The sequence below is a fragment of the Finegoldia magna ATCC 53516 genome (assembly GCF_000159695.1).
Classification (GTDB): Bacteria; Bacillota; Clostridia; order Tissierellales; family Peptoniphilaceae; genus Finegoldia; species Finegoldia magna_F.
Window position 1 is genome coordinate 1807170 of record NZ_CM000955.1, and the last position, 18983, is coordinate 1826152.

An 18983-nucleotide genomic window follows, 5' to 3' on the forward strand; every position below is an offset into this window, starting at 1 on the left:
TACCCTCTATTTTAAAACTACATTTTCTCTTCCTAGTAATGAAACTAATTCATCGATAGTATTATCTTCACAAGAAATTCTAAATTCATTGCCTAGCAAGTAGTTTTGTTTTTTTTCTTCAAAAAATATATTTGATTGAGTATTCCCTTTGCTATTAAGTAGTATTGGTTTGACCTTATCCAAGATATAACTTGGCATATTTTTTGTAATTCGTAAAAATAGTTTTGGTTCTGTTTCATCTAGTTTTTCAACGCTTGAAATAGATTTTATACTTTGAATGTTATCTACCAAAATTTTTGGATCTTCTCCTTCAATAATATTAAGTCTACCGGTTACAATTAAAATCTCATCCTCATTTAAAATATCGGAATATTGTTCGTACTTTTGTGGAAAAACTATTAACTCCATAGTTCCATACAAATCCTCAAATTTCACAAATTCCATTATTTTTTGGTTTTTTGTAAATTTTTTATTAATTGATTCAACAATTCCTACGACTTTGACTCTTTTCCCGTCGAAGTTTTTTTCATTGTAGGCATCATCTTCCAAATCTCCTGTAGAAAAATTAGAATATTTTCCTATAATATTTGAATACGCCCTTAAAGGATGGTCTGATAAATATATACCCAATACTTCTTTTTCCATTCTCAAAAGTTCTGATTTGTCGAACTCTTCTCTTCTAGTGAAATCGTCACGATCATCGTCAGCGTTTGACTCAAACATATCAAACAAATTAGATTGACCTGGAACGTTGTTTTTTAATCCCGACTGAACTGAGTCAATGATGGATTGGTATTGAAGCATTAGTGTCGCTCTAGTTTCCCCTAGAGATGTAAATGCTCCAGCTTTTATTAACGATTCAATAGATCTTTTATTTATGGCTGATTTGTCCTTTGCGTAAATTCTTTCTACAAAATCTCTGAAACTTTTGAATTTACCATTTTCATTTCTTGAAATAATTGTCTGATCGATTAAGTTCGTTCCTACATTTTTTATAGCTTTCAATCCATAAATTATAGAATTATCTTTAACATCAAACTTATCCAGACTGTAATTGATATCAGGTGCCTCAATTTTTATGTCAAGTCTTCTTGCTTCTTCAATATACAATGAAAGTTGTGAAGTATTACCCATAACTGAAGATATAAGCGCAGCTAAGAATTCGACTGGATAATAATATTTTAGCCAAGCAGTTCTCATTGCAACTAATGAATAAGCTGCAGAGTGAGATTTGTTGAAGGCATACTTTGCAAAATCTATCATTAAGTCGTAGATTTTATTTGCAACATCTTCTTCAACACCTCTTCTAATTGCTCCCTCAATCAGAATATTGCCATCTTCATCTTCTTTTCCAAAGATAAATTCTTTCCTACCATCTTCCATTACTTTCATTTTTTTCTTACTCATCGCACGTCTCAAATTGTCCGCTTCGCCCAAGCTAAATCCCGCAATTTTTTGTACAATTTGCATAACTTGTTCTTGGTAGACAATCGTACCATAAGTAGGTTTCAAAATATCTTCAAGTAATGGAGATAAATATTCAACATCTTCTTCGTTGTGTTTGTTGTGAATATAAGTTGGAATTTCATTCATTGGACCAGGTCTAAACAAAGCATTAGCAGCTATCAAATCATCAAATTTAGTTGGTTTCAACTCTTTTAAAAAGTTTCTCATGCCTTGAGATTCAAATTGAAATATTCCCAAAGTTTGTGCAACAGTAAACATCGACAAAACTTTCGGATCATTTTCGTCCATATCTTCAAAACTTACATCTATGTCTTTATTTTTCTTGATATATTTCATGCAGTCACTTATTACAGTTAAAGTTCTAAGACCCAAAAAGTCCATCTTCAACAGACCAAGTTCCTCAAGTTCTGTCATATTGAACTGTGTAATTACTGCATCTTTGTTAATTGCCAACGGAACGTATTCCATAATTGGAAGCTTGGAAATAACCACACCTGCAGCATGAGTTGATGTGTGACGTGGCATTCCTTCAACTCTTCGTGCAACGTCTACTAGTTTTTTTACATCACGGTTTTCTTCATAAGCTTTTCTAAATTCTGGAGAAATCTCAAGAGATTTGTCTATATTAATATTCAAAAGATTAGGAACTTTCTTAGCCGTGTCGTCTACAGTTTTAAAATCCATAGCAAGAACTCTTCCGACATCTCTAATCGCATTTCTAGCTGCCATAGTTCCAAATGTTACAATCTGAGCAACCTTATCTTCGCCGTACTTATTTACGACGTAATCTATTACCTCTTCTCTTCTTTCATAACAAAAATCTATATCTATATCTGGCATAGAAACACGTTCAGGGTTCAAAAATCTTTCGAAAATTAAATTGTAATCTAGTGGATTGATATCTGTAATTTCTAAGCAATAACTTATAATACTTCCCGCCGCAGAACCACGTCCAGGTCCAACGGGAATATCTTGTGATTTTGCAAATCTAATAAAATCCCAAACGATTAAAAAGTAATCGACATACCCCATCTTTTCAATTACAGATAGTTCATATTCGCATCTTTCTTTCGCTTCTTCTAATCTGTCATCATTTGCAAATCTTTTTTCTAATCCATCAAAGACGAGTTTTTTCAGATAGCTACTGTTTGTAAAGCCATCTGGAATCGCAAAATAAGGCAGATGAAGATTACCAAATTCAAGTTCTACGTTACACATTTCTGCAATTTTTTTAGTGTTTTCAATTGCTTCCGGATAATCTTTGAACAAATCTCTCATTTGTTCTTCACTTCTTAAGAAAAATTCTCCTGGAATGTAGCTCATTTTATTTTCTTCTTCAATAGTTTTTCCCGTTTGAAGACAGATCAAAATATTGTGTATTTTATAATCTTCTTTTTCAATATAATGAACATCATTAGTACACACAAGACCAATGTCTAATTCATTTGCTATTTTCGGAATATTTTCCATAACAACCATATCTTCTCGTGACGAATGGTTTTGTAATTCTAAGTAAAAATCTTCTCCGTAAATATCTTTTAATTCCTTTGCGACATCTTTTGCCTTGTCGTATCCATATCTAATCAGAGATTCTTGTACTTCTCCTTTCAAACACGCAGACAAAGCAATAATTCCCTCAGAATATTTTCTCAAAGTATCCTTGTCCACTCTTGGTTTATAATAAAAGCCTTCAACATATCCAAGAGACACGATTTTCATCAAATTAGAATAACCCGTTTGATTCTTGGCTAAAAGAACTAAATGATTGTAGAATTTATTTTCTGGATTTTTGATTTTATGATCCTTATTAGTAGTGTAGATTTCACAACCAATAATAGGTTTTATATTTCTTTTTTTGCATTCCTTATAAAACTTTACTGTTCCAAACATACTACCGTGATCAGTAATAGCGATGGATTTCATTTGTAATTCTTCAACTTTATCCAAAAGTTTTTCGATTGGAGAAAATCCATCTAGTAAACTGTATTCTGTATGAACATGTAAATGCGTAAACGTATCTATCATTTCAAACTCCTTTAGCCTTATTTTATAATAAGTTAGCTTATTTTAAAAGAAAAATTGCTGACAATTATAAATCATCAGCAATTTTTTTTAGTTTATTAAGTCTGTAACTAACTCCAGATTTTGAAATCTTGGGAGTCATCATTTCTCCTAATTCTTTTAGTGAAACATCTGGGTTTTCTATTCTGGCATAAGCTAGTTCCAACAATAATGGGTCTAGCGATTCAAGACCAATCGTGTTTTCAATTTTTTCAATAATAAGCTTTTGTTTCAAAGCAGCATCCACAGTTTTATTCAAATTTGCCGTTTCAAAATTAAATCTTCGGTTTACATTATTTTTGATATCCTTGAATGCTCTGACATTTTCAAGTTTTAAGACGCTATTATAAGCCTTTGTTAAGCTCAAAAAATCAGAAATGGCTTCAGCTTCTTTTATATACAATACATAATTTTCATTTCTCTCAAAAATAGAGGATTTTATTCCAAAATTATGAAGCAAATCTTTTACTTGGCTACCAACATTTTCTTGCTTGAAAATCATCTCTAAATGATACATTTTTGATGGGTCGTAACAGAAACCTGTCCCCAAAAAAGCTCCTTGTAGAAAACTAATTTTTTTAATATTAGAGTTGATGATTTCTTCATCAATTCCTAAATCAAAGTCAAATGGACTTGTTGAAGTATGCGTATCTTCACAAAATTGTTTCGATATCTTGTCATCAATCAATATTTCGTAGATGTTTTTCTTTCTAAGATTGTTGTTGTGAATAACTTTCATATCACATTCATAATTGTAAAGTTTTTTCAAATTAGAAAATATTAATCTTGCAACTGGATTACTTTCTGTCTTTAAAGTAATCTTTACACCCAATGAATTGTAATTTAAAGTTCCGATTGTCTTAGTAAAAGCTGATAGCATTGCCAAAACGTCGTAATCATCAAGATTACTTATTATTTCAGTTTTAATATCAGATGAAAAGCTCATATCTTTACCTTTTTTCTATAAATGATTTAGCTGTTTTTATCATATTTTTTTCTGCGCTATGACGCACATATCTCAAAGCTTTGTCAAGATTCATAAAATCTCCTTCTGCAAAGCCTTCTTCTCTTTGTGGGATAATATTATTATCTTTCGTTACCATATAAAAATAGTGAACTGTTTTAAGAACTTTTGTGCCGTCCATGTGTCTGTATTTGTATTTTACATATCCAATATACTTAACAATCTCAGCTCTTAGTCCCGATTCTTCAAAAACTTCTCTAATTGCAGTTTCTTCTAAACTTTCTCCTTTCTCTACCCTACCTTTAGGAAGAACCCATTCACCACGGAACTTTTTAAGCACAGCAACATTACCATTATTGATAACAACCCCACCTGCACTTATTTCTTCCATATATCCTCCTGTATTTTATTTTGAAAATCTAATACTATTATAAACTGAATTGAAAATATTTAAAAGTCAAAGCAAAATTTAAAAAATAATTTGAATTTTTGTAAAATAAATTCATTTAATTTTAACTACTATATATGGTACAATAGTATTAGGAAGGTGTGAAATGAAGAAAAACAAATTAGAAGAATATATAGATAGCGCTATAAGTGACAATGATTTTTCAAAAGTTGGTGAAATTATAGAAAAATCAATTGATATGGCATTGGATTTATCAAAAAACGGTCTAAATGTCGTTATGAATACATTTAATATAAAACCAAAACCTAAACAACAAAATTACTTAGCAAATAAAGACCCAAAATTAGTAACCCAAAAAAAGATTAATCCAAAAAACTATTTTGCATTAAGAAACATAAGTTATGCTATAGGTGCTATGACTTTGTTTGGTTCAACCGTATCGCTTAATCATGACTTTGCTGATATGGTTGCTGGAGTTATGACAGCTCTGGGATTTGGTTTTGTGGGATTTTTGTCACACATACACGCATCAAAATTACAACGATTTTTAAGATACAAAACAGAAATTGCAGACAACAAAATTTTGAGCGTAGAAGATTTTGCATCAGCCGTTAATCTACCAGTGGAAAAATGCAGCAAGGAGCTAATTTATTTCATAAACAAAAGATACTTCCCACAAGCTCGTGTCGTGGAGAATGGTCATTTGTTTTTATTGGATAGGACAAGCTACGATGCTTACAAAGCTCATTATTTAGATGAAAGCAAATCAGAAGAAAACCAAAAAGAGATTGAATCTAACAGAGATATTACTAATTATATAACGATAACTGAAAATTTAATCACATCTATTAAGGATTTTGATTTCAAACAAGATGTCATTAAATTAAAAGATTTGTTAGTGTCGATAAATAATCAAATTCAAAACGACAATTCTGATGTCAATGGTCTTAACAAATTCGTGGATTACTACACGCCAACTGCTATAAATTTGGTGAAAAACTACATTCAATTTGAGAACGAAAAGAACGATATAATAAGTGTAGAAAAATCGAAAAACGATATTAAAAATGCTATTCAAAATATCAATAAAGCTTTTTCAAAGTTATTAACTGATTTATATAGCGATGATATTTTGAATATTAACTCAGAAATAGAAGTTATGAATACTTTGTTGTCACAAGATGGATTGATTGAGAAAAATACTATGTTTAAGAGAGGTGCTGAATAATGGAAGATAAACCTATAAAATTGACTTTAGATGTAGAAGAACCTACGCTTGATGAAGTAAAAGAAGATGAAGTTTTTTACCCTGAATTTGAACAAAAAGTTAACCTTACTCCTGAGGAGCAAAAAACAGTTGATGAATTTGTTAAACAAATTGATTTATCTAATTCCAACATAGTTTTACAATACGGAGTTGGTGCACAAAAGAAAATTGCTAGTTTCTCTGAAAAAACATTAAATTCAGTAAAGACAAAAGATTTGGGAGAAGTTGGAAATCTTTTATCTTCCGTAGTTACAGAATTAAAATCATTTGATGAAACTGAAGATAAAGGTGTGTTTGGATTTTTCAAAAAAGGTGCCAATAAAATTACTGCATTGAGAGCAAACTACGAAAAGGCTGAAAAAAATGTAGATGAAATTTCAAAAATTTTAGAAAATCATCAAATAACATTGATGAAAGATATTTCATTATTAGACCAAATGTACAAGCTAAACGAACAATACTTCAAGGAATTGAGTATGTACATTCTTGCTGGACAAAAGAAATTAGATCAAGTAAGAAATGAAGAACTTCCTAATATGCTCAAAGAAGCTGAAAATTCTCCTAACTCAATCACTGCACAAAAAGCAAATGATTTGAGAGATTTAGCTACCAGATTTGAAAAGAAACTTCACGATCTTGAACTTACAAGAATGGTAAGTTTACAAATGGCTCCACAAATAAGAATGGTTCAATCTTCAAATGCTGTCATGGTTGAAAAAATTCAATCCACAATAGTCAATACAATTCCAATTTGGAAAAACCAAATGGTTTTATCATTAGGCGTTTACCATAACTCTCAAGCTGCAGAAGCTCAAAAGAAAGTTACTGATTTGACTAATGATTTGTTACGTAAAAACGCTGACACATTGAAGATGAGCACTATTGAAACTGCAAAAGCAACTGAAAGAGGAATCGTCGATGTGGAAACAATTAGACACACAAACGAACAACTCATCAGTGCATTAGATGAAGTCCGTAATATTCAAATCGAAGGTCATGAAAATAGACTTAAAGCAAAACAAGAATTAATGGCAATGGAACAAGAATTAAAAAACAGACTATTAAATAAGCCTAATTAATTTTTATGGAGTGATATATTATTATCGCTCCTTTTTTGTTGAAAATTGTACTTCTTTATAATAAAATATACTAAATTATAAATGGAGGTCTTATGAAAGAGAAAGAAAAAGTTTTTCACTCAAATGGAATTTATAAACTTCTTTACACATTAGCTGTACTTTTGATGGCAGTAGCGTTTTTGTTTAATTCTCCCACAGAAATTTTTAACGGTTTGATAACTATAATTAAAAGTCCTTGTACTTTAATTACTGACTATATGTATTTGGCAAACATTGGAGCTGCGTTTTTTAATGCCGGTTTAATTTGTTTATTGTCAACTCTTCTATCACATAATTTTAAGGTTGTTATTTCCGGTCCAGGAGTTGCGGCTATCTTCACGATGACTGGGTTTGCTTTTTTCGGCAAAAATATTTTCAACACAATTCCAATAACTATTGGAGTGTTGATATATGCAAAAATAGAAAACACGTCAAGAGCATCCGTCATACTTCCTGCATTATTTGGGAGTGCATTGGGACCTTTAATTAGTGAAATAGCATTCAATTCTAGCCTATCCCCTGTGCATTCGATAATAATAAGTTATCTTGTTGGAATAAGTATAGGAATGATAATGGTACCACTTTCGGGAACTTTTCTTAGATTTCATCAAGGTTATAACTTATACAATATGGGATTTACTGCAGGAATTGTAGGAATGCTTTATGTAGGAATTCTAAGAATGTTTAATGTAACCATTAAATCTGTGAATTTGGTATACCCTGTCAATGATATCAGAATAATAATATTTTTGTATTTGCTATTTATTTCAATATTTTTATTGGGATTTGTAAAAAACAATTTGTCCTTTCATGGATATGAAAACATAATGTACAATTCCGGTAGGTTGGCGACGGATTTTATATCGCTTGATGGTTTATATCAAACTATGATTAATATGGGCATTATGGGGCTAATAGCGACGACCTACATCATTATTGTAGGTGGCAATATAAGCGGTCCAATTATCGGCGGTATTTTTACCGTGACAGGTTTTTCTGCATTTGGTAAACACCCAAAAAACACTATCCCTATTTTAATTGGTGTATTCCTAGCATCTATTTTAAATACAGTTAATCCTCTATCTACATCAAGTCTTTTAGCTGCTTTGTTTGGAACTACTCTTGCTCCAATCGCTGGTGAGTTTGGCTTCTTCAGAGGTGTTTTAGCAGGATTCTTGCACATGGCTATGGTTCTAAACATAGGAGTAGTTCATGGCGGAGTTAATTTGTACAACAATGGATTTTCAGGAGGATTTGTCGCTGGTATTTTGGTTCCAGTATTTAGTGAAATGGATAATTTCTTAATGAGAGTGAGGTTAAAAAACGATGATTAGTAACGAAGAGAAAAAAGCAAAATTAATCGTGTCAGAAATTTTAAGTTATTTTTTCATGTACGACACAAAAAGTATAAGAATTGATTCGGAATTCAAAGACGATAAATTGATAATTATTGCCGAAGGAATGCCAACAAAAACACCACAACATCTTGAAGATATGAAAAGACTTATAAATGTAAACAGATCTCCTCAAATCGAAGATTATTATGCAAATTTGTTGGGATGGGAATCAGATTATAACGATATAAATCTTCTTGGCTCTATGGTTGACTCTGGAATAATTTCTTACGATGGAAAAATCTTGAGCTTTTATGTGGAGCGACATTTGATTTAGATTGAATTTTAAAAAGGTAGTGTGAAATCTCACACTACCTTTTATATTGCTTTCCTCTTTACATAAAGTAAACAAACCCTCATACACGAATATCTAGACTACATAAATTGTTGATTTCTAAATTCCAAAATCCTAAAATCGCAAACTCGCTTAGCGCTCAAACAGTGCGATTTTAAACGGATTATTCAATTTGAAATCAAATCAATTTTTTTCGTATGATATTCTAAGTATGAGGGTTTATAACTTTAAAAGATTTCATTTACTAAAATTTAATCGCTTTAATTGCTCTATTAAAGTGCTATATCGTCTTTCAAATAAGGAATTCCATCTGCTGTAGGTGCTTTTGTTTTTCCACCAAATAGTATCAATACTATTAATGTTGCAACATAAGGAATCATTGATATTAATTCTGATGGTATCGGAAGATTTGTTCCTCCCAAGACAACTGATAATGATTGAGCGAATCCGAAGAATAACGCTGCTAACATAACACCTTGTGGAGTCCATTTACCAAATATTACTGTAACCAAAGCTATGAAACCTTGACCAGCAACTAATGCAGGGAAGAATGAAGATACAAGTGAAATAGACATTGTGGCTCCACCTAAACCAGCCATAAATCCGGAGAATAAAACAGCCATGTATCTAACGAAAAATACATTTATATTCAAAGTTTCTGCTGCTTTTGGATGTTCACCAACTGCAATCAATCTCATTCCCCATTTTGTTTTGTACATAAATATATAAATCAAACACACTAAAACAAATACCAAATAAACTGTAGCAGGTAATGAAATTACGTTAGCTAAGAATTTATTTTGAATTCCGTCAAATAATACTGGAATTTTGTATTGTGGTTCAATTGGTTTTGTTTGAGTTGCTCCATCGAAAAATATTCTGGAAACAAATAGTGCAACACCAGGTCCTAAATAGTTTATAGCAATTGCAGAAATAGTTTGATCTCCTGCAAATGTAATGGATACTACTGCGTGAATTAAGGCAAATACCATTCCGCTTAATCCACCGCACAAAAACGCTAACCAAGGATTATGAGTATAATATCCTACAGTGGCTGCGATTAATGCACCAATTGTCATCATACCTTCAAGTCCGATGTTTGTAACTCCAGACTTTTCAGAAATCATACCACCTAATCCAGCGTATAAAATAGGAGTCGCATTTATTAATGTATTACCTATTACTAATCCTAAAAGTACTAAGTTCATTATTTGCCTCCTTTGCTTTTAAATCTAGATTTAATTATTCTGAACATCAATGGAATTGCTGTGAACAAAATGATTGTTCCCATTATGATGTTAATCATTTCAGTTGGTGCGTGTAAAACTCTTTGAACATTTGCCCCACTGTATTTCAATCCACCGAAAAATAATCCAGAGAAAATACAACCTATTGGGTTATTATTTGCAAGTAAACTTACTGCAAGTCCATCAAATCCAAAGTTTTCCATACTAGATAATGCAGAAATTGTGTATCTGTATCCTAAAACTTGAGTGATTCCACCAAGTGAACACACTGCCCCACTTATAGCCATAGATAAAGTCAATTTTTTATTTACATCAATTCCACCATATTTTGCTGCATCTTGATTAAGACCTACAGCCTTCAATTCATATCCTAAGTTTGTTTTCTTCAAAATATACCATAATAAAATTGCTGCTATAATTGCTAGTATTAATCCCAAATGTATTGGAGCTTTGAAGAAGTTGTCGATTGCTTTTGGAAGTCCTTTTACATTTTGCATCAATGTAATTTTCGCAGTTTCTTGAACTTCGTGAGTTCCCATTGAGTTCGGTGCTTTGAATTTTGGATAATTTGCAACCATATTGTTAAAATAAAAAGCTATCCAGTTAAGCATTATCGTTGATATAACTTCATGTATGCCAAATTTAGCTTTCAAAAATCCAGCCAATGCTCCAAAAGCTGCCCCAGCTAACATTCCCATAATTATTACTACAGGTACATGAATAAATGCTGGTAAGTGAAGATTATATCCCAATAAAAATGCAACCATTGTACCAACTATATATTGACCTTCTGCACCGATGTTAAATAATCCTGTTTTAAAAGCGAATGCAACGCCAAGACCTGTAAATATAATTGGAATAGCATTTACAATTGTCCAACCAACATTTTTAGGTCTTTTAAATATTCCTTCAAGCATTAGCTTGTATGCTTCTAGTGGATTATAACCTGCTAATACTAAAGCCAACGCTCCAACCAATAAACCTATAATGATAGATAACAGCATGAAGAATAGCTTGTTGTACTTTGTGAATATTGAAATTTTTTCATTGTTATTTTTCATCTACAACACCTCCAGCCATTAATCTACCAAGTTCCATTTCATTAGTTTCTTTTGCTGGTTTTTCTCCAACAATTTTACCATCAAAAATAACTGCTATATTATCTGACAAATCCATTATTTCATCTAATTCAAATGAAACTAGCAATACAGCTTTGTTTTTGTTTCTTTGATCCACTAAATATTTGTGAATAAATTCTATTGCCCCAACATCCAATCCTCTAGTTGGTTGAGCTGCTATTAACAGGTCAGGATCATTGGAAATTTCTCTGGCGATAATTACTTTTTGTTGGTTACCACCTGATAAATTTTTTGTTTTTTGATGATAATCATTAGGTCTGATATCGAATTTTTCGATTAATTGTTTTGCATTGTCATTAATAGCATCAAAATCTAACTTTAACCCTTTACTAAAAGGTTTCTTTTTAACATTTTCCAAAATTAAATTGTCAGCGATAGAATAATCCAATATAAGTCCGTGTTTTTGTCTATCTTCTGGAATTGTATTCATACCTGAATCTATAATTTCTCTTGGAGTATGATTTGTAATGTCTTTTCCTTTTAATGTTACTGTTCCTGATTCTATTTTTCTTAGACCAGTAATTGCTTCAATTAATTCCGATTGTCCATTACCATCTACACCAGCAACTCCAACAATTTCTCCTCTTCTAACTTGAAGATTCAATTTCTTTACAACGTCAATGTTTCTGGAGTCTTTTACAACTAAATCTTTAATATCTAAGACAACTTCGCCTGGTTCTTGGTCTTGTTTTTCAACATTAAATCTTACATCACGACCAACCATTTTTTCTGCTAAGATGTTTTCGTCGATTTCTTTTACATTTAACTTATCGATAAATTTACCACGTCTAATTACAGTACAGTAATCAGCCATAGCTTTGATTTCAGATAATTTGTGCGTAATTATTATTATAGATTTTCCTAATTCTGTAAGATTTTTTACTATTTTTATAAAATCATCTATCTCTTGTGGAGTTAAAACCGCAGTCGGCTCGTCAAATATCAAAATATCTGCTCCACGATACAAACATTTTAAGATTTCTACTCTTTGTTGCATTCCTACTGAAATATCAGCAACTTTTGCTTCTGGATCAATCATCAAACCGTATTTTTCAGACAATTCTTTTACAGCATCGATGGATTTTTTATTATCTAGAATTCCGCCTTTACTTGTTATTTCTTTTCCTAAAACAATATTTTGGTAAACTGTAAATGGCTCTATAAGCATAAAGTGTTGATGCACCATTCCTATACCAGTTTGTATTGCTAATTTAGGAGTCATTTGATCAAAAGTTTTTCCTTTTACTGTAACACTTCCCGATGTAGGTTCATACAACCCATAAAGTATATTCATTAGAGTTGTCTTCCCAGCTCCGTTTTCACCTAACAAAGCATGAACCTCTCCTTCATGGAGCGTGAAATTTACATTATCAAGTACTTTATTGCTGCCAAAAGATTTTGATATGTCTTTTAAATCTACAACAATGTTTTTTTCATCGTTCATGTTTTTCCCTTTCATCTTTAAAAACAGTTATAAAAACAGGGATTTTTCAATCCCTGTTCTCAACCTTATTTATCAAATCCGAATTCTGTAAATTCTTTTTCGTTTTGTGGAACTTTGATTTTTCCTTCTTTGATGTCATTCTTTAAGCTTTCCACTTTGTCTTTAACTTCTTGTGCTACTAAATCATTTTTAGCATAAGCAATATCTACAGCATCTCCATCTTTTAATGAATAAGTTACTGTGCTCCCACCTTCAAACTTACCATCTTTAAGATCTTTTGAGATTTTTTGAACAGCAACGTTAACGCCTTTTACTGTAGAAACTAACATGTTTTTCGGAGCATCAGCTGATTGATCCCTGTCAACTCCTATAACGTATTTGTTATTGTCGATAGCAGCTTGAATAACACCATAACCTGTACCACCTGCTGCATGGAATATAACATCTACGCCTTTTTGATACATTAAGTTAGCGATTGATTTACCTTTATCTGGTGCAGCATAACTATCTGCATATTGTGATTGGAATTCAATTGGTTGTTTCTTTTGTCTTTCAGCTTCTTTAACTCCGGCTTTGAATCCGTATTCAAATCTGTCGATTACATCACTCTTCATACCACCAACAAAACCAACTTTGTTTGTTTTAGTAGTCATACCAGCAATGTATCCAACTAAGAATGAGTTTTCGTTATCTGCGAATAAAACCCCAATCATGTTTGGTCTTTTTTCTACGTTTGCATTGTCGATTATTGCGTATTTTTGGTCAGTGTTTTCTTTAGCTGCACCATCTGTTGCTTTAAACAATGCATAGCCAATTGTAAATATTACATCACTTTCATCATCCAAAGCAGTTTCCATATTTGGAGCATATTCTGCTTCTTTGTGTGATTCGATATATCTGTAATCCAACCATCCTTCTTTTTTTGCATTTTCAAATCCTTCATATGCAGATTGGTTGAAAGATTTATCGTTAATTCCACCTTGGTCAGTAACCATAGTTACTTTTACTTTTTCTTTCTTTTCATTTGTATCTGATGATTTTCCATTATCAGATGAATCTTTGCCAGCACCACCACATGCAGTAGCAAAAACCATGCTTAAACAAAGAAATAAAGCAATTATTTTTTTGTAAACTTTTGACATAATGTCCTCCTTAAATTTTTGTAATAACATTTGCTTACAATTAAAAAACTTAATAATAATTTATCGATTTTCAATTGATAACGTAAACGTTGTTATCGTGTAAATATAGATACCTTCTATACAATATAATATTAGCAATTATTAACAATATTGTCAAACGAAGAATGAATTTAACACTGCTTTACTTTTCTGGTATGATATATATAATTATAAATAAAAAATTTACTGAAGGAGACAAAATGAAGCATTTAGTTTTGGGTGGCTGCGGTCACGGGCATATTTTTGTAATCAAAAATATAAAAGAAAAATATCCAGATATTAAAATAACTGTTATAACAGACAATGAATACCAGTATTATTCTGGTATGTATACTGGTTTTTTGGAAGGAGTATACACTCATGATGAGATATGCTTTGATGTAAGAAAAGTTTGCGAAAAATACGGAGCAGATTTGATTTTCGATAAAATCGTAAAAATCGACGATGAAAGTAAAAAAGTTATAGCAAAAAATCACACAGTAAAATACGATTATTTGAGTATTAATTTAGGAGCGACTCAAAAAACTATTGGAACTGGAGAAAATGTAATAAATTCCAAACCTATCAATACAATTATCGATTTAAAAGAAAAAATCAAACACACTGATAAAAATATACTTATATTAGGAGCCGGTGCAAGTGGATTGGAATTAGCTTTTGTGCTCAAAACTATCTATCCTGATAAGAATATATCCATAGTAACAAGAGGCAGTGTGAATATGGAAGGATTCAGCGACAAAGCTAATGAAAAAGCCAGAAAGTTATTAAAGGAAAAGGGTATAAAAGTTTACGAAAACAAAAATGTATCTTCTATTGATGAAATTGATATTGATTTTGATAAATTGATTATGTGTATTGGTTCTAGCGGTGTGAACGTTGATTTTGGAAATCTAAATACTACTGATAAAAACTTCTTGATTTCCGATGAATACATGAGAATTTCTGACAAAATATTTGCCGTTGGGGATTGTGTTAGTATCGACAAATACCCTAATTTACCAAAAGCTGGAGTGTACGCTATAAGGCAATCTCCAATTTTGATGAAAAATATTGCACATACATTGAACGATGAAGAATTGGAATCTTATGTTCCAGACACTGACCCTATGCAAATTTTATATTGTGGAAATGAAAAAGCACTATTATACTACAAAGGATTCACATGGTATTCACACCTTTCATTCGTACTAAAAAGGTACATTGATAAAAAATATATGAAATATTAAAATCCCTCTTGCGAGGGATTTTTTTAGTCTATTTCTTTTCTTTCTTTTTCTTCTTGTTCTAATGTTTTTTCTGGAATAATAATATTCAAGAAAAATACTATTAAAGTTGCAACGACTACAGGTGATGCTGTGAACACCATTCTAAACCATTGTGGGAAATATCTTACAGCGTTTGGACCAACTTGTGTGATTCCCATACCAAGTGCAACTCCCAATCCAACAATAGTTGTATTTCTTACGCTCATTTCGCTTGACGTTATAAGTTTCATACCACTCATAGCTATTTGTGCAAATACTGATATAGTTGCCCCACCAATTACTGCTTGTGGAACTGAAAGCATCAATGCTCCAAATTTTGGAATTAGTCCACAGACAAATACCATACTAGCAGTAATCAACAAAACTTTTCTTGCAATTACTTTTGTCATTGAAACAATTCCTACGTTTTGTGAATAAGTCGCAGTTGGAAGTGCTCCGATAAATGCACCAATAACACTTACAATACCATTTGCCTTGATACCACCAGATAACTCTACATCTGTAGGTTCACGATCCATTCCTCCAATGGTAGTACTAGTTAAATCACCAACTGCTTGAACAGAATTTACAATGTACATAATTGACATAGTCAAGATAGCATCCAAATGGAATTGGAATTTGAATGGATAAATTTGTGGAAGCATAAACCAAGACGCACTAACAACATTGTCAAATTTAACCATGCCTAAAAATAATGATATTATGTATCCTACAATAATTCCTACCAAAATAGCTGCTAATTTTATGTAACCTTTCATAAACATATTACAAAACAAAACAACGCACAAAGTTATGATTGCCACAACCCAGTTTCTGATTTCGCCTTGCATAGGTCCATTTCCACCTGACATATAATTTACAGCAACTGAATACAAACTAAGCCCAATAGTTAATACAACCGTTCCTGACACAATCGGTGGGAAAAACTTCCTAATTTTTCCAATAAACATTCCCGTGAATATCGCTACAATACCACCAATCAACTGTGACGCATACACAGCACCTATTCCGTATTGCTTACCAATTGATAATAAAACTGGAATATAAGCAAAACTAACTCCCATGATTACTGGTAATTTTGCACCAAATTTTAAAACTGGATACAATTGCAATAATGTCGCTATTGCAGCAATAAACATTCCTGCTTGAATCAAATAAATTGCTTGAGCATCTGTAATTGCATGTTCACTTGATTTCAAAGCACTCGCCAAGACTATTGATGGCAACGCATTACCCACAATCATAGCCAATAAGTGTTGCATTGCTATTGGAAATGATTTAAGCATGGAAGGATTACCATAATAATCAAATAATGAATTCGAATTCTTTTCCATATACACTCTCCTTTTAATTTCATTAAAGTATATTCTATATTAAATTCAAAATAATTTAAAGAGCAATAAAAAAATACTTCCAAAAACATCAAATCAATTTTTGTTTTGGAAGTACTATTATTATTTTACAAATCTAGTTCCTGTTAAACCATTGATTCCTTCTTTTGCTTTTTCCAAAGAAGTTATCAAAGCAATTTTACCTTCACCTGATTGGATAAAATTCAAACAAGCCTTAACCTTAGGAAGCATAGATCCTTCTGCAAATTGTTTTTCTTCTATTAACTTTTGAGCTCTTGATAAATTTAATTCATCCAAACCTTCTTCATTTTCTGTTCCGTAATTAATACATACTTTTTCTACTGCAGTTAAAATGATTAACAAATCTGCATCAGAAATTTCAGCTAATTTTTCTGAAGTGAAATCCTTATCTATAACAGCTCCTATACCTTCTAATTGTCCATCATTTTCTACTACAGGAATTCCTCCGCCGCCACCAGCGATAACTATGAAATCTTTCTTAATCAAAGTATTGATTTCTTCTTTTTCAATTATATCAATTGGTTTTGGAGATGGAACAACTCTTCTATATCCTCTGTTTGCATCTTCTTTGAAAGTATATCCACTTTCAGCAGCAAGTTTTTCAGATTCTTCTTTTGAATAGAATAATCCCACTGGTTTTGTTGGATTAGCAAAAGCTTCATCATCCTTATCTACTTTAACTTGTGTAATTATTGTAGACACTGCGTTTTTCATGTTTCTTTTTGATAATTCGTTTTTTATAGCCTTTTGTAAATGGTATCCTATGTATCCTTGACTCATAGCAACACATTCTGCAAATGGCATGTTAGAAATTTGTGGATTAGAATTATGAGCAGTTTCCATAGCTAAATTAATCATACCAACTTGTGGACCATTTCCATGGCAAACGATAACTTCGTTGCCATCTTCAACCAAATCAACTATAGATACAGCGGTTTTTCTAACAGCTTTGATTTGTTCTTCAGGTGAATTTCCGAGAGCGTTTCCACCTAATGCTAAAACTACTTTCTTCATTTTAACTCCTTTTATAAATTGAAAATAGTATCCAAATATAAAATCCCAATGCTAAACATTGAGATTTTAATTATTAAGACACTTCGATAAATATATATTACACTGATTTTATAAAAAATACAAGTGTTTTAAAAAGTTTTTGTAATTTTTTCTGTTAAATTATTGCTAGTTCTGGTAAAATTTGACATAGCTTTTTCATATTCCAAGATTAATCTTTGACCAGCTTCAGTTAACGTTGAACCACCGCCGTTGGCTCCTCCGATTTCAGTATCCACAAACTTCTCACCATAAATTTTTTCGCTATTTTTTATGATATTAAAAGCTTTACTGTAACTCATCTTTAGATTTTTTGAAGCCTTGTTCAAAGATTTTGTCTTGTCGATTTCTTTTAGAAGAAGATAATTACCTTTTCCGAAAAATTTCTTACCATTGTCATCTTCAAACCAAAACTTACAATTTACCTTCATCGCTAAGCTCCTTTATTTTTTCCTCAGTTTCCTTAATCCACACAGGAATTATACAATCAAAATCATTGTAAATTTTTAATATTCTATCAAATTCTCCTGTCAAATCAACCTCATTTTCTCCATTTAATTTTGGTTCTAGGATGTCCAGTATAGTGTATATTGCGAGAATTCTGTAAAATAATCTAGGAATTTTCCCATTAAAATAAGATTTTAATAAGGAATAGTAGAAAATCCTATTTTTCTCATCTACTTCGTTAATTTTCCTAAATTCAAAGAAAGAGTCGGCCATATAACTTACATTCTTCGATACAAAATTCAAATTATTATCATCAGCAAAGATAGAGCATAAATTATCAAATAAATAAATATTGCTCAACTTTCTAGATTCAATTAAATATCTATTATTTTCAATGTAATCAAAAACAATATAATCCTTATCTCCTCTGAAGTTAGTCATTGAATAATTGTATATAAGATTATTGATTTTATAGTTAAAAATCTTCGCCCAAGTAGTATCATCGTTGATTTGACTATTTTCGTGAAGTTTTCTGAGAACTTTTCCTATTTCACTTCCAAGTTGTATTTGTTTTTCAGTAGAGATTTGATCTGTAAGATTTTGAATAAATTTTTTAATCACAAAAGTGTGACCATTTTCATATCCACTATCTTCAATCTTTGCAAACTTGTCATTTAATTCATACAACAAATAATTATTTTGTTTGTTGTAGTTCAAAAAAGACTCCAAATCCCCTTCATATATTTCAACAATATATTTACCAGAATCTGTATTTACAATGTATTTATCCTCTTGTAAATCACAATCGTAAATATCTTTATCTTTAAAAAATTGTAAATCTTTGATTTCCATATAATCACCA

The 18983-nt window shown here is 31.3% G+C and carries 16 protein-coding genes; 5 read left to right on the top strand and 11 right to left on the bottom strand.

Annotation, left to right across the window (positions count from 1 at the left end; all coding sequences use genetic code 11):
- Nucleotides 1–6: 6 nt before the first annotated feature.
- The 3 genes from HMPREF0391_RS08685 to HMPREF0391_RS08695 form a co-directional block, all read right to left on the bottom strand.
- On the bottom strand, nucleotides 7–3492 hold the full coding sequence (locus HMPREF0391_RS08685; protein ID WP_002836709.1) for a DNA polymerase III subunit alpha: 3486 nt from the start codon (nucleotides 3490–3492) through the stop codon (nucleotides 7–9).
- 64 nt (nucleotides 3493–3556) lie between these two features.
- Nucleotides 3557–4474, bottom strand: a complete 918-nt coding sequence (gene whiA, locus HMPREF0391_RS08690) for a DNA-binding protein WhiA (protein WP_002836711.1) — start codon at nucleotides 4472–4474, stop codon at nucleotides 3557–3559.
- 4 nt (nucleotides 4475–4478) lie between these two features.
- Nucleotides 4479–4883, bottom strand: coding sequence for an NUDIX hydrolase (locus tag HMPREF0391_RS08695; RefSeq protein ID WP_002836712.1), 405 nt, complete (start codon nucleotides 4881–4883; stop codon nucleotides 4479–4481).
- Between the two features lie 163 nt (nucleotides 4884–5046).
- Between HMPREF0391_RS08695 and HMPREF0391_RS08700 the strand changes: the two genes are divergently transcribed.
- The 4 genes from HMPREF0391_RS08700 to HMPREF0391_RS08715 all read left to right on the top strand — a co-directional run bounded on the left by HMPREF0391_RS08700 (nucleotide 5047) and on the right by HMPREF0391_RS08715 (nucleotide 8957).
- Nucleotides 5047–6129, top strand: coding sequence for a 5-bromo-4-chloroindolyl phosphate hydrolysis family protein (locus HMPREF0391_RS08700; protein ID WP_002836714.1), 1083 nt, complete (start codon nucleotides 5047–5049; stop codon nucleotides 6127–6129).
- Entirely contained in the window at nucleotides 6129–7247 is a 1119-nt protein-coding gene (locus tag HMPREF0391_RS08705; RefSeq protein WP_002836715.1) for a toxic anion resistance protein, read from the top strand. The genes HMPREF0391_RS08700 and HMPREF0391_RS08705 overlap by 1 nt, the downstream gene beginning before the upstream one ends.
- A gap of 92 nt (nucleotides 7248–7339) precedes the next feature.
- Nucleotides 7340–8620 (top strand): DUF1576 domain-containing protein, encoded by a 1281-nt coding sequence (locus HMPREF0391_RS08710; protein WP_002836717.1) that lies wholly within the window; start codon nucleotides 7340–7342, stop codon nucleotides 8618–8620.
- Nucleotides 8613–8957 (top strand): hypothetical protein, encoded by a 345-nt coding sequence (locus tag HMPREF0391_RS08715; RefSeq protein ID WP_002836718.1) that lies wholly within the window; start codon nucleotides 8613–8615, stop codon nucleotides 8955–8957. The genes HMPREF0391_RS08710 and HMPREF0391_RS08715 overlap by 8 nt, the downstream gene beginning before the upstream one ends.
- Nucleotides 8958–9247: 290 nt before the next feature.
- Here HMPREF0391_RS08715 and HMPREF0391_RS08720 read toward each other — a convergent pair whose 3' ends face one another.
- The 4 genes from HMPREF0391_RS08720 to HMPREF0391_RS08735 all read right to left on the bottom strand — a co-directional run bounded on the left by HMPREF0391_RS08720 (nucleotide 9248) and on the right by HMPREF0391_RS08735 (nucleotide 13947).
- Nucleotides 9248–10183 (bottom strand): ABC transporter permease, encoded by a 936-nt coding sequence (locus HMPREF0391_RS08720; RefSeq protein WP_002836720.1) that lies wholly within the window; start codon nucleotides 10181–10183, stop codon nucleotides 9248–9250.
- Nucleotides 10183–11283, bottom strand: coding sequence for an ABC transporter permease (locus tag HMPREF0391_RS08725; protein ID WP_002836722.1), 1101 nt, complete (start codon nucleotides 11281–11283; stop codon nucleotides 10183–10185). The genes HMPREF0391_RS08720 and HMPREF0391_RS08725 overlap by 1 nt, the downstream gene beginning before the upstream one ends.
- Nucleotides 11273–12805, bottom strand: a complete 1533-nt coding sequence (locus HMPREF0391_RS08730) for an ABC transporter ATP-binding protein (protein ID WP_035109597.1) — start codon at nucleotides 12803–12805, stop codon at nucleotides 11273–11275. The genes HMPREF0391_RS08725 and HMPREF0391_RS08730 overlap by 11 nt, the downstream gene beginning before the upstream one ends.
- A 65-nt stretch (nucleotides 12806–12870) precedes the next feature.
- Nucleotides 12871–13947 (bottom strand): BMP family lipoprotein, encoded by a 1077-nt coding sequence (locus HMPREF0391_RS08735; RefSeq protein WP_035109598.1) that lies wholly within the window; start codon nucleotides 13945–13947, stop codon nucleotides 12871–12873.
- Between the two features lie 239 nt (nucleotides 13948–14186).
- Here HMPREF0391_RS08735 and HMPREF0391_RS08740 point away from each other — a divergent pair, with 239 nt between their 5' ends.
- The gene (locus HMPREF0391_RS08740) at nucleotides 14187–15212 is read left to right on the top strand and encodes an NAD(P)/FAD-dependent oxidoreductase (RefSeq protein ID WP_035109600.1); all 1026 of its coding nucleotides are present in this window, start codon (nucleotides 14187–14189) and stop codon (nucleotides 15210–15212) included.
- A 23-nt stretch (nucleotides 15213–15235) separates the two neighbouring features.
- On the opposite strand, the gene HMPREF0391_RS08745 is transcribed toward HMPREF0391_RS08740, so the two are convergent.
- The 4 genes from HMPREF0391_RS08745 to HMPREF0391_RS08760 form a co-directional block, all read right to left on the bottom strand.
- Nucleotides 15236–16585 carry a uracil-xanthine permease family protein gene (locus tag HMPREF0391_RS08745; RefSeq protein ID WP_002836726.1) on the bottom strand — a complete coding sequence of 450 codons (1350 nt, stop codon included), beginning with the start codon at nucleotides 16583–16585 and terminating at the stop codon, nucleotides 15236–15238.
- A 120-nt stretch (nucleotides 16586–16705) separates the two neighbouring features.
- Nucleotides 16706–17638, bottom strand: coding sequence for a carbamate kinase (gene arcC, locus HMPREF0391_RS08750; RefSeq protein WP_002836727.1), 933 nt, complete (start codon nucleotides 17636–17638; stop codon nucleotides 16706–16708).
- A gap of 128 nt (nucleotides 17639–17766) precedes the next feature.
- Entirely contained in the window at nucleotides 17767–18105 is a 339-nt protein-coding gene (locus tag HMPREF0391_RS08755; protein ID WP_002836728.1) for a winged helix-turn-helix domain-containing protein, read from the bottom strand.
- A complete protein-coding gene (locus HMPREF0391_RS08760; protein WP_002836729.1) occupies nucleotides 18089–18973 on the bottom strand; it encodes a hypothetical protein in 885 nt (294 codons plus the stop codon). The genes HMPREF0391_RS08755 and HMPREF0391_RS08760 overlap by 17 nt, the downstream gene beginning before the upstream one ends.
- Between the last annotated feature and the right edge of the window lie 10 nt (nucleotides 18974–18983).